Origin of the sequence: Nostoc edaphicum CCNP1411, assembly GCF_014023275.1 — a bacterium.
Lineage (GTDB): Bacteria > Cyanobacteriota > Cyanobacteriia > Cyanobacteriales > Nostocaceae > Nostoc > Nostoc edaphicum_A.
This window is the reverse complement of the sequence record NZ_CP054698.1, coordinates 4293526-4308564: the sequence shown is the minus strand read 5'-3', so window position 1 is coordinate 4308564 and position 15039 is coordinate 4293526. Positions and strand designations below refer to the sequence as shown.

At 43.0% G+C, this 15039-nt stretch carries 12 protein-coding genes; 10 read left to right on the top strand and 2 right to left on the bottom strand.

All coding sequences use genetic code 11. From position 1 onward, the window contains the following. Nucleotides 1-26 precede the first annotated feature (26 nt). The 8 genes from HUN01_RS20595 to HUN01_RS20560 all read left to right on the top strand — a co-directional run bounded on the left by HUN01_RS20595 (nt 27) and on the right by HUN01_RS20560 (nt 9801). Nucleotides 27-674, top strand: a complete 648-nt coding sequence (locus tag HUN01_RS20595) for a TIGR04282 family arsenosugar biosynthesis glycosyltransferase (protein WP_181927759.1) — start codon at nt 27-29, stop codon at nt 672-674. Between the two features lie 150 nt (nt 675-824). After that, nucleotides 825-1220, top strand: a complete 396-nt coding sequence (locus HUN01_RS20590; protein ID WP_181927758.1) for a hypothetical protein — start codon at nt 825-827, stop codon at nt 1218-1220. 460 nt (nt 1221-1680) lie between these two features. Then, nucleotides 1681-3450: a WD40 repeat domain-containing protein gene (locus HUN01_RS20585; protein ID WP_181927757.1), complete on the top strand. Its 1770-nt coding sequence runs from the start codon at nt 1681-1683 to the stop codon at nt 3448-3450. A gap of 34 nt (nt 3451-3484) precedes the next feature. Continuing rightward, a complete protein-coding gene (locus HUN01_RS20580) occupies nt 3485-3730 on the top strand; it encodes a hypothetical protein (RefSeq protein WP_181927756.1) in 246 nt (81 codons plus the stop codon). A gap of 326 nt (nt 3731-4056) precedes the next feature. Continuing rightward, nucleotides 4057-7527 carry a pentapeptide repeat-containing protein gene (locus HUN01_RS20575; RefSeq protein ID WP_181927755.1) on the top strand — a complete coding sequence of 1157 codons (3471 nt, stop codon included), beginning with the start codon at nt 4057-4059 and terminating at the stop codon, nt 7525-7527. Nucleotides 7528-7683: 156 nt separating this feature from the next. Further along, complete coding sequence (locus HUN01_RS20570) at nt 7684-8244, top strand: Uma2 family endonuclease (RefSeq protein WP_181927754.1); 561 nt, start codon at nt 7684-7686, stop codon at nt 8242-8244. Nucleotides 8245-8367: 123 nt separating this feature from the next. After that, the gene (locus HUN01_RS20565; RefSeq protein ID WP_181927753.1) at nt 8368-8559 is read left to right on the top strand and encodes a hypothetical protein; all 192 of its coding nucleotides are present in this window, start codon (nt 8368-8370) and stop codon (nt 8557-8559) included. A 90-nt stretch (nt 8560-8649) separates the two neighbouring features. Beyond that, nucleotides 8650-9801, top strand: coding sequence for an AI-2E family transporter (locus tag HUN01_RS20560; protein ID WP_181927752.1), 1152 nt, complete (start codon nt 8650-8652; stop codon nt 9799-9801). A 144-nt stretch (nt 9802-9945) separates the two neighbouring features. Here the strand turns inward: HUN01_RS20560 and HUN01_RS20555 are convergent, their stop codons facing one another. After that, nucleotides 9946-10836 carry a DUF4231 domain-containing protein gene (locus HUN01_RS20555; RefSeq protein ID WP_181927751.1) on the bottom strand — a complete coding sequence of 297 codons (891 nt, stop codon included), beginning with the start codon at nt 10834-10836 and terminating at the stop codon, nt 9946-9948. Between the two features lie 543 nt (nt 10837-11379). Between HUN01_RS20555 and HUN01_RS20550 the strand changes: the two genes are divergently transcribed. Then, nucleotides 11380-12549 (top strand): homocysteine biosynthesis protein, encoded by a 1170-nt coding sequence (locus HUN01_RS20550; RefSeq protein WP_181927750.1) that lies wholly within the window; start codon nt 11380-11382, stop codon nt 12547-12549. Nucleotides 12550-12662: 113 nt separating this feature from the next. Here HUN01_RS20550 and HUN01_RS20545 read toward each other — a convergent pair whose 3' ends face one another. Further along, on the bottom strand, nt 12663-13688 hold the full coding sequence (locus HUN01_RS20545; protein WP_181927749.1) for a hypothetical protein: 1026 nt from the start codon (nt 13686-13688) through the stop codon (nt 12663-12665). 378 nt (nt 13689-14066) lie between these two features. On the opposite strand from HUN01_RS20545, the gene HUN01_RS20540 reads away from it, so the two are divergent. Further along, entirely contained in the window at nt 14067-14960 is an 894-nt protein-coding gene (locus tag HUN01_RS20540) for a tetratricopeptide repeat protein (protein WP_181927748.1), read from the top strand. The last annotated feature ends 79 nt before the right edge of the window (nt 14961-15039 follow it).

The following is a 15039-nucleotide window of genomic DNA, read 5'->3' as shown; positions in this document are numbered from 1 at the left end:
ATTAGTTCATTCAAACAAGGTATTGTGTGCTGAACTTACCAGCAAACGCAAAACAACACCTGATTATTTTTACTCGCTATCCAGAACCAGGTAAGACAAAAACCCGACTGATACCTGCTTTGGGAACTGTTGGTGCTGCCAATCTTCAACGCAAGATGACAGAACATACAATATTTCAGGTTCAAGAATTGCAAAAAGCCATTGACATATCTGTGGAAGTGCGTTTTGCAGGTGGCGATTCGCAACTCATGCAAGACTGGCTGGGCTTGGATTTAGTTTACCAGTCTCAAGGTGAAGGGGATCTAGGTTTGCGGATGGCGCGATCGCTTTTCGATGCCTTTCAATCTGGTGCAGAACAAGTAATTATCATTGGTACAGATTGTCCTGGAGTGAATCCCCAGATTCTAGGAACAGCCTTTGAGAAGTTACACACCTTTGATCTTGTACTTGGCCCTGCGATCGATGGTGGATATTACTTAATTGGTTTGTGCCAACCTATCCCAGAATTATTCGTTAACATCGAGTGGGGAACTGCTCAAGTTTTCCAGAAAACTGTGGACATTGCCCAGAAACTTAATTTATCACATGTAAACTTGTTGCCTTTAGCAGATGTTGACCGACCGGAGGATCTACCGATTTGGGAACAAGCCCTTGCAAGGGATATGGAAAAATGAGGAAGAAGTCTCCAAACTGGAGAGAGTTCCGTTTTCCTGCACCTTCTTGACAAAAGTGCAATTATCTCAGCCTATTACAGATGAATTGTAGGAAGTATTTTAGTAAACATTTCTGCCAATGTAGCAAATAACTTTTCAACAGATTTACTTATGGCTAAAAAATCTCAACCCAATCTGGAACAATACCAAGATGTCAGATTATCTGCTACTACAAGAATTTGGGTCATTACAGTAGCTATTCTCGGAGTTTGCGTCCCCCTGTCAGCAGTTACTAGAAGTGGTGTTATTCTTCCTTTAGTTGCTATTGGTGGTGCAGCTGTTGGTACAGTTGCTGTTTGGCGTTCTGATGAGCAAAAATCAAAAACTAACTATTTGCAACAACAGCAAATAGAACTGTTAGAGCAGAGATTAGCGAATTTAGAAACAATTGTTAGCAGTGATGACTTGAACCTGCAAATGAAAATTAAACAGATCGAAGCAAGGGATACTTTCGGTGACTCCTCTAATGTAAGTACTACACCCAGACAACCAAAACGTAAAGGTTAAAATAATTCGTAATCACGTTCATTCCTCACTAACGCTGCGCTACGGTAATTCGTAATTCCTGTACCGCAAGGGTTTCATGGATTTGGAATGGGGAGTTTACTACGCCAAGCTGTACTCGGTTATTTTTGTGTGGGTATTTGTTGATTTCACGTTACCGTAACCCTTGAAATCTCTCTCACATCAAACTTTCCTTTGCAGCTAGAAGTGTTTCCCTAGAAACAGTATCTCTTTGTCCATCTCCGTTAGAATTAACAGACATCATCTAATTTTATATATCTCAGTTGCATCAGTTCATGAAATGTCTAAGTGCTATCCATCTATCTCTTTCCCGGAAACATCTGCCGATAGTTGTATTTTATTAGACTGCTAACATTACTGAATTTTTAATTAACTAAGGTTATAAACTTGAGTAATTGCATTGGTATAGCTTACCGTAGGTATGCAATAGTTTGCCGCAGGAATGCAGATGGATTGGATTAGCTTGCTCAAAGCTCAACAAACTGACTTCCTTCAACGTGTGAAAAAACCTAAAACTTATGACTTATCTTTGCTAGAAAGTCAAGTCAAAGGTTGTCACACTGAGATTATGGCCTTTTGGGGCGAGCCTTTGGCTAGACTCCAAGAACTTTCTCGCCAACAAGCAGAAGTTCTCGCCAAAAACCCGCCGCCGACGCCGCCTGAATATCCTGAGCCTCCCGACTGGACAATACCTTTTCCCAAATACTTCCAAGGACAAGCGGAAGATTATCTTTTACGGGAGCATATTGTTGACCGGGTAATAACTGAACGCTTGGGCAAATTGCTAAAAAAGGTGTCACAAGATACCTTGCAAAACATGATTTTAGATGATGAGGGAAATTTGTGTGGCGAAAGCAAATTCTCTTATGTACTAAAAGATAATCCTCAGCTAAGTGTTCAAGTTTACGTTGCTGATGGAGAAAGTTTTAATGGTATTAAGAAAGACAAAATTAGATGGTCGGTTACTCAAGAAGATTTGAAGAATCACCAAGTATTAATTTTTCTGTGTTTGTTTTATCCATCTACAGGTAAATTAGGTTACGAGAAGCAAAGTGTAATAACAGGTTTTTTACCGACAAATCAACTTGAATTTACTGAACCAAAACTCTATATCACTCCGAGTAATTTGTTGTATGCAGGGGGATTGAGTTGGTATTTAGAATCACTTATTGGTAAAAATGACACATCGCCAGTAATTAATGAGAGAGCGATCGCAGCTACAATACAGACTCTACCATCAGAGCATTGCCTTAAGGGTATAATCGGCGACTGGGAATGCTGGCAAACTTTGCAAGGACACAACAGAGGCATTAATTGCCTAGCTTTCAGTTCCGGGTGTAACAATGGCAAAGCCTTACCCATATTGGCAAGTGGTAGTCGTGGAGAGACGAAACTCTGGGATTTAAGCAAGGGTGAATTAATAGAGACATTATCCGAGTATCCTTGGGTAATATCCGGGCTGGTGGATGAAGTGAATTCCCTGGCTTTTAGTTCAGATGGACAGACTTTAGTGAGTTGCGGTGCAGACTCCACAATTAAGCTTTGGCACGTAGGCGCTTTAGACTTAATAGATATTTTACACAAACATAATGGGGTAGTGCGGTGTGCTGCCTTCACCCCAGACGGCAGAATGTTAGCTACCGGTGGAGATGATAGAAAAATTCTATTTTGGGATTTGATGCATCGTCAGGTTGCGATCGCACTCTCTTTAGATGATACAGCTGCTCATTCCCTAGTTTTGAGTCGAGATGGGGAAACTCTGGTTACAGGTAGCTATCGCAAAATCAAAGTTTGGCGCACATCACTTTTGACAGGGGTCAAAAGTTTAAAGGACATACAACCACTGCACACCCTCATGGGTCATTCTCACATCGTTCGTTCCTTAGCAATCAGTGCAGATGGTAAACTGCTGGTGAGTGGTAGCTGGGATCAAACGATTAAAATTTGGCAATTGGAGACTGGAGAGTTACTGCATACTCTGAAAGGACATAGAGATAGAGTATATGCGATCGCTTTAAGTCCCAATGGTCAAATTATCGCTAGCGGTAGTGCTGATAAAACCATCAAATTATGGCATCTCCAAACCGGGGAATTGCTGGGTACCTTCACAGGTCATGGAAATATAGTCACAGCATTAGCCTTCACAGCTTCCGGCGAGATGTTGGTTAGTGGGAGTTTGGATAAGACTATTAAAATTTGGCAGCGAAGTTAGTAGAGACGCGATTAATCGCGTCTGTTCATCCATTTTGAACTCCGTTGACGAGTATTTGAACTGGATTAATCCACCTTTTATCTCCGTTGACGAGTATTTGAACTGGATGAATCCACCTTTTATCTCCGTTGACGAGTATCTGAACTGGATGAATCCACCTTTTAGCTCCGTCAACGAGTATTTGAACTGGATGAATCCACCTTTTATCCCCGTTGACGAGTCTTTGATACTCGTAGACAAAAAACTCTCAAAACTCTCTGCGCCTCTGCGTGAAATTTAAAACTCTGCTAACAGCGTTTCCAAGCAGCGAGTGAAATTATATACAATAGCTTATTAGTTGCCTACATTCACTGATACCGAGTTAAAACTGACAGTTAAACAAGTTTATTAGCTGGTTGAATTTGAGTTAAGTAATATGGCGGTTCTCAGTTGAGTGCAATAAAGACCTAACCCCCAACCCCTTCCCTACAAGGGAAGGGGAGTAAGATTCAAAGCCTCTCTCCTAAAAGGAGAGAGGTTTGGAGAGAGGTCAAAATCTCTTGCATACAAACGATAAACGCTATACAGGCGCATTTTTACCAAATTGATGGTATTGGAGAATAGTCTATGGCGATGACGAAACTCTGGAAGTTTTTGCGAAACATTCAGGATTTGAACTGGGGACAAGGCGTAGAGGTAACAAAGACTGGAGCCGAAGCTGCTAAAGCCGTCCTTGATTTAGCAAAAGCCATTAAAGAGCAAAAACCCAATGTTCAAAACCTCAAACCTTATCTAGAACAGATTTCATCGCTATTAGATGTATTTAATTCTCCTCTCGGTCAAATTACCAAAGAAGTAATTCCCTTTGCACCCATCGCCATTACTATCCTAAAGTTCATTATTGATGCAACCCACAAAGAGCCAAGTTTAGAAAACTGTGTCCTACTAGTTAGTCAGGCTGCCTACATAGATAGCTTTCAGGATATTCTCAAACAAGATTCCGAATTACTGAATAAAATCGATCCAAACCTTCCTGCGTCTCATGCTTTAGCATTGCAGATTCAGAAATTAGGTGAGCAAGAATTTGATGAGCGGGAAGTCAAAAAAGCCATTCTCTATTTCCATGAATCTCAACTAGCAGAATCATTTAATCAGATTTTACAGCAACGCTTGCAAGAAGCGGGATTATCCGAGACAGAAGCAAAAACCTTAACTGAACGGGTAGCGCGTCACACCGATGACAAGATGCAAGACGCATTGGTAGAAGTCGGAGAGAAAGCGGACAAACTTTGGAAATGGTACAGCGCTGGAGGCAAACAAAAGCTAGAGAAAAATCTGAATATTGAAGATTATTTGGAACAGGTAATTAAACCAAAGCCAGAAGAAAAGATTTTTGATGAAACCGATATTACCTTTCGGGATTTGTATGTACCTTTGCAAGTCAAAGAACTAGATGGCAAAAACAATGCAAGTCCGGAACTGGAAGCGTGGGTTAAGGCAATACTGAATGACCCAGACCCGAAACACAAACAAGTTTTGTTTATTCAGGGCGAAGCCGGACGTGGTAAGAGTGTCTTTTGCCGGATGTTTGCCGATTGGGTACGGCGAGAATTACATCCCAGCTTTACCCCAATTCTGATTCGGTTGCGGGATTTGCGAGTCTTAAAAGATAACTTAACTGATACTTTAGAGAACTATTTACAACTCTTTGATTTTGTCACCAGTGATTCCGGCTGGCTGACAGATAAAAATACTCGCTTTTTATTTTTACTGGATGGCTTTGATGAGTTATTACTAGAAGGACGAGCAACTGGCGGCTTGAAGGAATTTTTAGAACAGGTGGAACAGTTTCAAAAAGACCGCTTTTGCCATCATCAGTTTTTGATTACTGGTCGTCCCTTAGCGCTGCAAGGAATTGAGCGCGTGCTTTCACAAACTAAAAGCTTGAAGCGCGTCGAACTTCAGCCAATGGATGACTCGCTTCGGCAAACATGGCTGGATAAATGGGCAGTTGCAGCTCAAGTTAACAAGAGTGAGTTTGAAGAATTTTTGCAGGCTTGCCCTAATGAAGTCAAAAATAAACTAGCACGAGAACCCTTACTACTTTATTTATTGGCGCGGATGCACCGAGAGAACCATCTCAACGTCCAAATGTTTGCAGGCGCAGATGCTATTAAGGCAAAAATCCGCATCTATGATGAATCGGTGAAGTGGGTACTAGAAAAACAGCGTGACACTGAAAATCAGAATGATAACTCCCGCTTGACTGGATTTGAGAGCGAAGATTTAAGGCAGTTTCTCACCGAAGCCGCTTTGTGTGTCGTGCAGTCTGGGAATGAATCTGCCAGAGTGACGATGTTAGAAGCACGGCTCAAAGATAGCAACAACCCAGCAGCAAAGTTAATTCCGCAAGCCAGACAGGAGAATGCCTCGGAAAAAAATCAACAAGATAAGCTACTCAATAATTTGTTGACGGCATTTTATATTAAACCTGCTTCCGGCGATAAAGGCGGCTCCGTTGAGTTTGTTCACAAGAGTTTTAGCGAGTTCTTATTCGCGGAACGTTTACTAGAAAGCTTTGTGGATTGGACAACGAAGGTAAGCAAGCGTCAGCGCGAAGAAGACTTGGTTAGCACAGCCGTAATGGATTGGCAGATTTACGATTTATTGGGCTATGGCAATTTAACGCCTGAAATTGTGGAATATTTGATGGGGTTGTTGGCTGAGGGTTCAGAATTTCATGACCTAGAACGCTTGTGTAGACTGTTCCAAAGATTAGAGCAATCCTACTTCCGTTGGTGCGATGGAGAATTTATTGATGCAGACGATGTAAACCTGCCTCAGATCAAGAAAAAACAATTGCGAGAGCAATTACCAGAGCGAGAAAATCACCTGGGATTGCGTCAGGTAGATGTGTCTACAGGGCTGAATATGATGATTGTTCTGTTAGAGTTGCATCGCTATGCCCAAACAAGAGACGACCTAAAAGATAAAATCAGCTTTCACCCCTGCGGTAAACCTGATACTGATCAATTTGACTCAGAACGCTTGCTCAGAATTATCGGCTATAGTCACTGCTTGAGCATTTATGCCTTTAACAATAACTTAGGATTATTTCTTAGCGGTGCTAACCTTGGCAATGCTTACCTCAGGGGTGCCGACCTCAGGGGTGCTGACCTCAGGGATACCAACCTCAGCGGTGCCAACCTCAGGGGTGCCTACCTCAGCGGTGCTAACCTTGGCAATGCCAACCTCAGCAGTGCGTACCTCAACGATGCCTACCTCAGTGGTGCCTACCTCAGTGGTGCTTATCTCAACGATGTTAACCTCAGGGGTGCCGACCTCAGCGATGCCGACCTCAGTGGTGCCGACCTCAGCGATGCTAACCTCAGGGGTACTAACCTCAGGGATGCCTACGTCAGGGGTGCCGACCTCAGCGATACTGACCTCAGGGGTGCGTACCTTAGAGGTGCCGACCTCAGTGATGCCGACCTTAGCGATGCCTACCTCAGGAGTGCGTACCTCAGGGATGCCGACCTCAGGGATGCCGACCTCAGGGGTGCCGACCTAGAAGCAGTTGTATGGAACAGTGATACAAAGTGGCTCAATGCCAGGGATCTACATCAAGTAGTAGGTGTATCTCTAGAGTTAGCCCAAGACAAAGCTTTTGCGGCTGCGGTTTCCTTGAGTCAGGGCATCAGTTGGGTGAGAGAAGGCAAAATTCAAGAAGCACAAGAAGCTTTCAAGAAAGCCCAAATTTTTGACCGTAGTTTGAGTAACTCTGCTGGCTTTTGGAATAGCATTTGCTGGGTTGGTTGTTTACACGGTTATGCTAAAGCTGTTCTCCGCTTTGGTGAAAAAGCAGTTACTCTAGACCCTGACAATAAAAACTATCAAAATAGTCGGGGGCTTGCTAGAGTTTTGACTGGCGACTTGGTAGGGGCATTAGAAGACTTTCAAGCTGTTGTAGACAGTGGCGCACTTGATTACTCAAACTATGTGAAGTGGCGACGGCTACGCTGGATAGAAGCACTGAAGTCAGGAAATAATCCCCTCACGCCAGAGGAGTTGGAGGAACTGCGACAGGTTGAGGGCTAGGCTAATTCGTAATTAGACAAAGACGCGATAAATCGGCGTCTCTACAAAGGACTGATTATTGTCAAGACGCCGATTTATCGCGTTTCTTGCCTTAACCGAACTGTATTAGGCGATCGCACGCCCATAATAAAATTATCCCCTCTATGCTATTTGCTTATGGCGATCGCAACTCAACCCCAACTAACTTTAGACGAGTTCCTTAAACTGCCGGAAACTGAACCAGCATCAGATTTTATCAACAGGGAAATCATTCAAAAACCAATGCCTCAAGGTGAACATAGCTTGCTCCAAGCTACTCTTTGCGAAACAATTAACGGCATAGCTAAAAGTCAAAAAATTGCCTTGGCTTTCCCAGAACTGCGCTGTACCTTTGGCGGCGCTTCTATCGTCCCTGATGTGTCTGTGTTTCGCTGGGATAGAATTCCTAAAACTCCATCTGGCAGAATTGTTAATCGCTTTGAAATACATCCCGACTGGGCAATTGAGATTCTTTCTCCAGACCAAAAGTTAAAAAAAGTGTTGAGTAAATTATTGCATTGTTCGCGCAATGATACTGAACTCGGCTGGTTAATTAACCCTGAAGACGAAAGTGTGCTGGGGATTTTTCCTGGACAGCGAGTGGAATTATACGAAAGTGCTGATAAATTACCCATCCTTGAGGGTATCGAATTAGAACTAACTGTAGAACAGGTTTTTGGCTGGCTGAGTTTGACGTAAAAAAGCATTCCGCAAGGTTGCCTAGAAAAAGTTGGAAAGGATTGTATCTGTAGGTTTATTGTAGAAACTGGGCGGTACAACGCAGATTCGTGTGTACCATAAAAATTTGTATGCCGTAATTTTATGGAAAATCAACTAGGATTGGTTCTAAAACTGCTTTTACTCTCGGCTTTGTTATCGGTATTGATTAAGTATGCAGGGCCAAGTCTATCAATTCCGGTGACAGCAACCAACGCGCTAATTATAGTATTGTTGCCGATTGTAATAATGGCGATCGCACTACTGTGGCGATTCCAAGCCCAGAAACAAAATTAACTCAAATCATCTACACACAAGTTACTAAAATCAGCTAACCTAGCTGAATTACAAGAAAATTGCATCTCGCCAACCGTTGGGAGTCAGCCTGTGAACCTCGGTCAATGGATCGGCTTAATCGCCATAGTTCTTTCTTTATACATCCTGTGGCAAATTCGGGAAGTGCTTTTGCTAATGTTTGCCGCAGTTGTCTTAGCCACCACCTTAAATCGGCTAGCGAAACGCTTCCAAAGCTTTGGGATGAAACGTGGATTCGCCGTCCTCCTAGCAGTAGCTATCTTTTTGGCCGGCGTCGTGGGTTTTTTCTGGTTAATTGTGCCGCCATTTGCACAGCAATTTCAAGAACTAACTAATCAGGTTCCTAAAGGGTTTGAGCGCTTTAATGGTTGGCTTGACGCCCTGAGAACTCGTATTCCTGATGAGTTAGTTCCTTACATTCCAGATATCAATAGCCTCATCCAACAAGCACAGCCTTTCGTGAATCGGGTACTGGGAAACTCCTTCGCCTTTGTATCTGGCTCTTTGGAAGTAGTCCTCAAGATTTTGCTAGTGTTGGTTTTAACAGGAATGATCTTAGTCGATCCACTAGCTTACCGCAAAGTCTTTATACGGCTTTTCCCCTCATTTTATCGGCGGCGGGTAGAAGGGATTTTAAATAAATGCGAAGTCTCTTTGGGTGGATGGATTACAGGCGCTTTCATCGCCATGTTTGTAGTGGCGCTGATGAGTCTAGTTGGCTTATCAGTTTTGGGTATAAAGGCAGCACTAGCTTTAGCAATTTTGGCAGGATTTTTGAATTTAATTCCCAACCTTGGTCCAACGATGAGTGTAGTGCCAGCAATGGCGATCGCACTATTAGATGACCCCTGGAAAGTTGTTGCTGTCTTGATTCTGTACGTTGTTATTCAACAGGTTGAGAGCAGTTTTATCACCCCAATTGTGATGGCACAGCAAGTTTCTTTGCTGCCAGCTGTAACCTTAATTGCCCAACTATTTTTCGTGACTTTCTTTGGATTTTTAGGATTATTTCTGGCGCTACCTCTAACTGTTGTCGCTAAGATTTGGTTGCAAGAAGTGTTGATTAAAGATGTTTTAGATGAATGGGGGAATAATCATAGAAAGGAAACTGAGTTTGTCATAGTTTCTGAATCTCCTGGAGCAGATGATAATTGGACATCAGAAAATTCAGATATTAATGAGAAGCCGTCGATTGATGATGATATCTTGAAACAAGAAGATTAGTCACTCGATTATCTAGCCATTTAAAATTATTCGTGAACAACAAAATCCCCGACTTTTTTAAGAGGTCGGGGATTTTGCAACACGGCTCAATTTAAAATGCAAAATTCAAAATTAATTGACTGATTCGTGACGGTAATCAGTTCATCAACTATCCTTCTGCTTCGTTACCTCTGTTCCTGGTTTGTTTGACTCATTCGATGAAGCTGATTCTGTCTTCTCTGATTGCGTCTCACTAGTCTGTTGCAATTGGTTGAGATGAATATTATTCACTTGAACAATAAAGTATTCTAATGCCTGACTTGCCTTTTGTTGCTGTTGGCTTTCATCGGACACATCATAGCAACGATAAGGCGGAGTCACGCCCAATATAAATTTCTCTTGTTCAGCTTCTAATAATTCAACGGCTGTATTAGCAGCAAGCGAATTCTTCTGAAAAGGAAAAGAGGTAACTATACTAGCGACTATAGAAGCAATCGCAGGGCAAAGCACGGGTAGCCACTTGAGCCAAGCTTGTCCTGCTTCTAATTTGTCTACCAGAACTAAAATTGGTGTGACTCCTGACAAAATCACTGTCGCAATTTGCAAACTATAGTAAAGGTTTCTTGATATACCCCTAATTCTTTTATAATCGTCAATCAAATCTTGGCTGTATTGTAAAGCCTTTCCTCTTGTCAAAGTCAGCGTATCTTTATCCCAGGAATTAGGATTGGTCAATAGATAACTATAGAGTTCAGCTTTTTTGGTGAGTTCAGACTGATAAGCGGCCTTCTTATAGTTCTGAAATACTTGTCTATTGATGAGCAACAAAAAAAGCAAAAAAGTTAGAGATACCGCTCCAGAAATTACAACTGTTTTATCATCTGAAAGAAAAATAATAAGGAGTCCAGCAGAGACAAAAGCTGCGAGTAATAAATACTCAATCACCTTCAAGTTAAACAACTTTTTTTCATCTGATGGTGAGGATAAATTTTCAACCCTATTAGAAACCTTACTTCGGTTTTTTTGCTCAAAATTAGTTAATTCAGAAGTAGTCATTGCCTCTTACTCAATTTATTATTGGGTGAAATGTAGCAATAAAATCAATAGCAACAAGTAGAATTGCTTTGAGAGGGTATAAGTCAGGATAAGTTCGCCAGAAAGCAGCTTCACCATAGCATCTGCTTTTAGCTCCCACTTTGCGATTGACTATTTGGTTTAGAATGCTTTACCACAGCCAGAAATGTTTCTTTCGGCTGACGTAAAATTATTTAAGTCCAGTAAGTCTAATCAATCCTAACCATACATACATTTGATTGATAATGCAAGGCTTTGTTTATAGTAAATTTACGTAGATAGAAAGAACATTTTGGACATAGCTAGCTTGCCCCAAAAAATAAATATATGATTTGGACTTTGCAATACTTGAATTGTTTTTGGGGAATTTGAACCCTATCCAGGGTGTTAAGCTGTCGCGCAGAGATTAGCGACAACATTTCGAGACGAAATTATGTAAGAGTCACCATAATCTGCGCTCACAAGGAGCAATGAAACTTTCTTTTCCCTATTCACCATTCACCAGGAAGCCCTAGCACTGATAAGATGCGAACAATTGCAGAAATTAACGAGAAAATCAGCCGCCAACGTGCGGTAGTGTTGACAACTGAAGAATTAAAAGCACGAGTTGTAGAAATCGGTGTTACTAAAGCTGCTAAAGAAGTTGATGTAATTACCACTGGCACTTTTGAGCCAATGGAATCAAGTGGTGCAATTATCAATCTGGGACACACTGACCCCCCGATAAAAATTCGCCGCTGCTGGTTAGATGGTGTACCAGCATACTCTGGTTTTGGGGCAGTAGATTTATATTTGGGTGTGAGTTCTGCTGTAGAGACGACGGACGGGGAAGAAGTCCGAGAACGCGGCGGCGGTCATGTAATCGAAGATTTGATTGCTGGTAAATCTATACACGTAAAAGCGCAAGGACAAGTAACAGATTGTTATCCCAGAGCAAATTTTGAAACTACCATTACCAGTGACACAATTAATCAGTTTTATTTATTCAATCCGCGCAATCTTTATCAAAATTTTATTGTTGGTGTAAATGGTGGCGATCGCCCCCTCTTCACCTATCTCGGCCCTTTACAACCGCGTCTGGGAAATGCCGTTTATTCTAACCCCGGTGCTATTTCCCCCTTACTCAACGATCCCGATTTGCAACTCGTTGGTATAGGTACTCGAATTTTTTTAGGTGGCGGTATTGGATATGTCGCTTGGGAAGGCACTCAGCACTTCCCCTTACAAAAGCGTTTAGCTAATCGTACACCGATTGGGCCTTCTGCCACTTTAGCTTTAATTGGTGATGCCAAGCAAATGGATGCTCATTGGGTGCGGGGGTGTTATTTCAAAAGTTATGGGCCCTCATTGATGTTAGGCGTTGGTGTCCCACTCCCTGTATTAAATGAACAAGTAGTTGAACACTGTGCCGTCCAAGATCAAGACTTGGTAGCCCCAATAGTGGATTTTTCCATTCCCCGGCGCGTCCGTCCCACCTTTGGTTTGGTGAGTTACGCCCAACTCAAATCTGGGCGGATCACCATTGAGGGCAAAGCAGTACGCTCTGCCCCCTTAGCGAGTTTGTTTTTTTCTAGGCAAGTCGCTCTAGAGTTGAAAAAGTGGATCGAAGCAGGTACGTTTACCCTCACAGAACCAGTTTCCCCAATTCCGATGGAGCGATCTTTTCTACCCCAAGACCGTCGGACGGATTTTTGATGTCGGGGACTGGGGAAGAAGCAAGGGAGCAGGGAGCAAGGGAGAAAAGTTTTCCCCTCTGCCCCCCGTCCCTCTGCCTCTTTTCAATGCCCCATGCCCTATGCCCTATACCCTTACTCTTGAGTTGGTTTTGGTCGCTTGATGGGTTTAGGAGCAGGTGTTCTTGGGATAGGTTTTGACACCACAGAGGTGTCGCTGCCTGCGCCTGTTTTTTTGATAGGACGAGGGGTTTCACCACTGCGTCTGGGGGGGAATGGTTTTCTACCACCAGCACCACCACCACCGCCAGCACGAGGCCCACCTTTGAATGGTGGTCTGCGTTTTTTGGGCAAGTCAGCGATCGCCTCAGCTTTTTCTACTACCAAAACGTCAGCTTCCCGTTTGGCTTGGAAGTCCCAGAATTTTCCTACTGCTTTGGTGGTCAGCACACCCCTCAATTTCAACTTAAAATATTTGGGTTTATCAGTTGATTTGCGTGGAGCCTGCCTAATTTTGACTACCAAGCTTTTAGCATCAAAAGACTGGTATACCACTTCACCACGAACAGAAAAACCACCATCTACAACTTCTGATGAGGGTTTCAGAGCAATTGTACTTAATTCAGAGTTTTCGGATAAGCCATCATCGGGTTTCTGTAACTCTTGCAACTCAAAATCTGACTCGTCCTCATCTGTTGAGTTTTTAGCCAGATTTTCTGGCTCCCAAACTCCGACGATTTGAATATGCAAGGTATCATTTTCTTGTCTTGTACGTGGATATACTACCCACAAGTGTTCTTTTTCTAAGTCTAGGTGATTCTTGACTAAGCTCATAATCCGCCCTAGGAGGACGGCATTGAGTTCTACACCATCTGTGGTCAGCAGCGTACCTTGAGTAAATTGTTCGCTGCTAGCATGATATCGACCCCGGACTAACCCGATTGCTCGGTACTGCATCGGTTCGCTGGGAGGCGGAATCGGTTGCTGTCGGTTGGCGAACCCATCATTGGAGTCAGTCTCGCTGGGTTTGACAGGCAAATTTTCAGGTTTAGAGGACTGGGCTGCTATATGAACATTAGCGGCTGCCTCTACGTTAGTTGGGCCCTGGTTAGAGGCAGAAGAATTGGAGGATTCAGGCAACGGCATCAGGTCGGAATTCATAAAAACTCCTTGCGGCGGAGACACATCCCATTGTGGGATTTTACAAAGGCAGCTGGAAAGAGCATTTGTGCGACTGATGAAAGTATATTGGCTTTTAACAAAGTCACACTAGGTTACTCTACACAATCCTAAAGGCGCTAAATTTAGTGTATAAACACTAAATGTGTAATTTAGCGCCTTTACACTAGTTTCGGAAGCATATCATAGCTACAATTCTGACGGCTCCTCCTAAAGTCATCACTTACTTTAGCAGTGTAGATAGTTAATTGTTATAAAATTCACAGGCAATTGGCGGTATTCCGCAAAGTTTTGGAAATTTTTAACTTTACGATTTGTGTAAATGATAATGTCATTAAAATTCAGGAGAAAGACAAAACTGTGTCTCAACCGCGCAATCGTTGGATAGTTCGAGTCGTCTTGGCAGTGGCAATTCTTGCTTTTGTGGGTGTTTCGGTGATTCCTATAATTGGAGCATTTAATAATACGCCACCCTCAAGCCAGAATACCGCTAGCACCAGAGACAGTTTGCCCTCCGCTGACCAAAAATCAAAATTGGAAGACGTAGTACGGGGTTATGAACAGGTTTTGCAAAGGGAACCAGAAAATCAGACTGCGCTTGAGGGACTATTAAAGGCGCGGCTGCAACTACTGAGTCAAAAAGATAAAAGTGAGGTTAAACCAGCTGATATCCAAGTCGTTATTGAACCCCTAGAAAAGCTAGCGAAGCTGAATCCCGAACAGTCAGAATATTCAGTGCTACTGGCTCAAGCCAAACAGCAAATTGGCGATCGCGAAGGAGCCGCTCAAGCTTATCGTTCGATTTTGTCCACGAAACCGGGCGATTTGAAGGCTTTGCAAGGAATGGTGGCTCTGTTGATCAGTCAGCAACGCCCCGAAGCAGCCATTGGTTTGTTGCAAGAAACCCTCTCTAACGCAGCCCAAGCAAATACAATTCAACCTGGAAGTATTGATACAGTAGCGGTGCAGGTATTATTAGGTTCTGTTCACGCTTCCCAGAAACGCTACGCTCAAGCTAGCTCTGTTTATGACCAGGCAATTAAGAAAGATCCCAAGGATTTTCGCCCCGTTGTGGCAAAAGCAATGCTCCTGAAAGAACAGGGCAAAGACGCAGATGCAAAACCTTTGTTTGATAGTGCCGCAGCTTTAGCACCTGCTCAGTACAAAGACGGAATTAAAAAGGCGGCAACGGCTTCCTCCACGCCTAATCCGGCTCAATCTCCCGCACCTTCGCCGGAAAGTACGCCTAAGTAATGGATGTGGGGCATTGGGCATTGGGCATTGGGCAAAACAGTTCCGAGTTCCGAGTTCTGAGTTCTGAGTAAAAAAGTGA

Excerpts from the sequence above, each read along its gene's own strand:
- HUN01_RS20570 (WP_181927754.1), top strand. The coding sequence starts at position 7,684 with ATGGCGATCGCAACTCAACCCCAACTAACTTTAGACGAGTTCCTTAAA.
- HUN01_RS20555 (WP_181927751.1), bottom strand. The coding sequence starts at position 10,836 with ATGACTACTTCTGAATTAACTAATTTTGAGCAAAAAAACCGAAGTAAG.
- HUN01_RS20550 (WP_181927750.1), top strand. The coding sequence starts at position 11,380 with ATGCGAACAATTGCAGAAATTAACGAGAAAATCAGCCGCCAACGTGCG.
- HUN01_RS20565 (WP_181927753.1), top strand. The coding sequence starts at position 8,368 with ATGGAAAATCAACTAGGATTGGTTCTAAAACTGCTTTTACTCTCGGCT.
- HUN01_RS20590 (WP_181927758.1), top strand. The coding sequence starts at position 825 with ATGGCTAAAAAATCTCAACCCAATCTGGAACAATACCAAGATGTCAGA.
- HUN01_RS20545 (WP_181927749.1), bottom strand. The coding sequence starts at position 13,688 with ATGAATTCCGACCTGATGCCGTTGCCTGAATCCTCCAATTCTTCTGCC.
- HUN01_RS20585 (WP_181927757.1), top strand. The coding sequence starts at position 1,681 with ATGCAGATGGATTGGATTAGCTTGCTCAAAGCTCAACAAACTGACTTC.
- HUN01_RS20575 (WP_181927755.1), top strand. The coding sequence starts at position 4,057 with ATGGCGATGACGAAACTCTGGAAGTTTTTGCGAAACATTCAGGATTTG.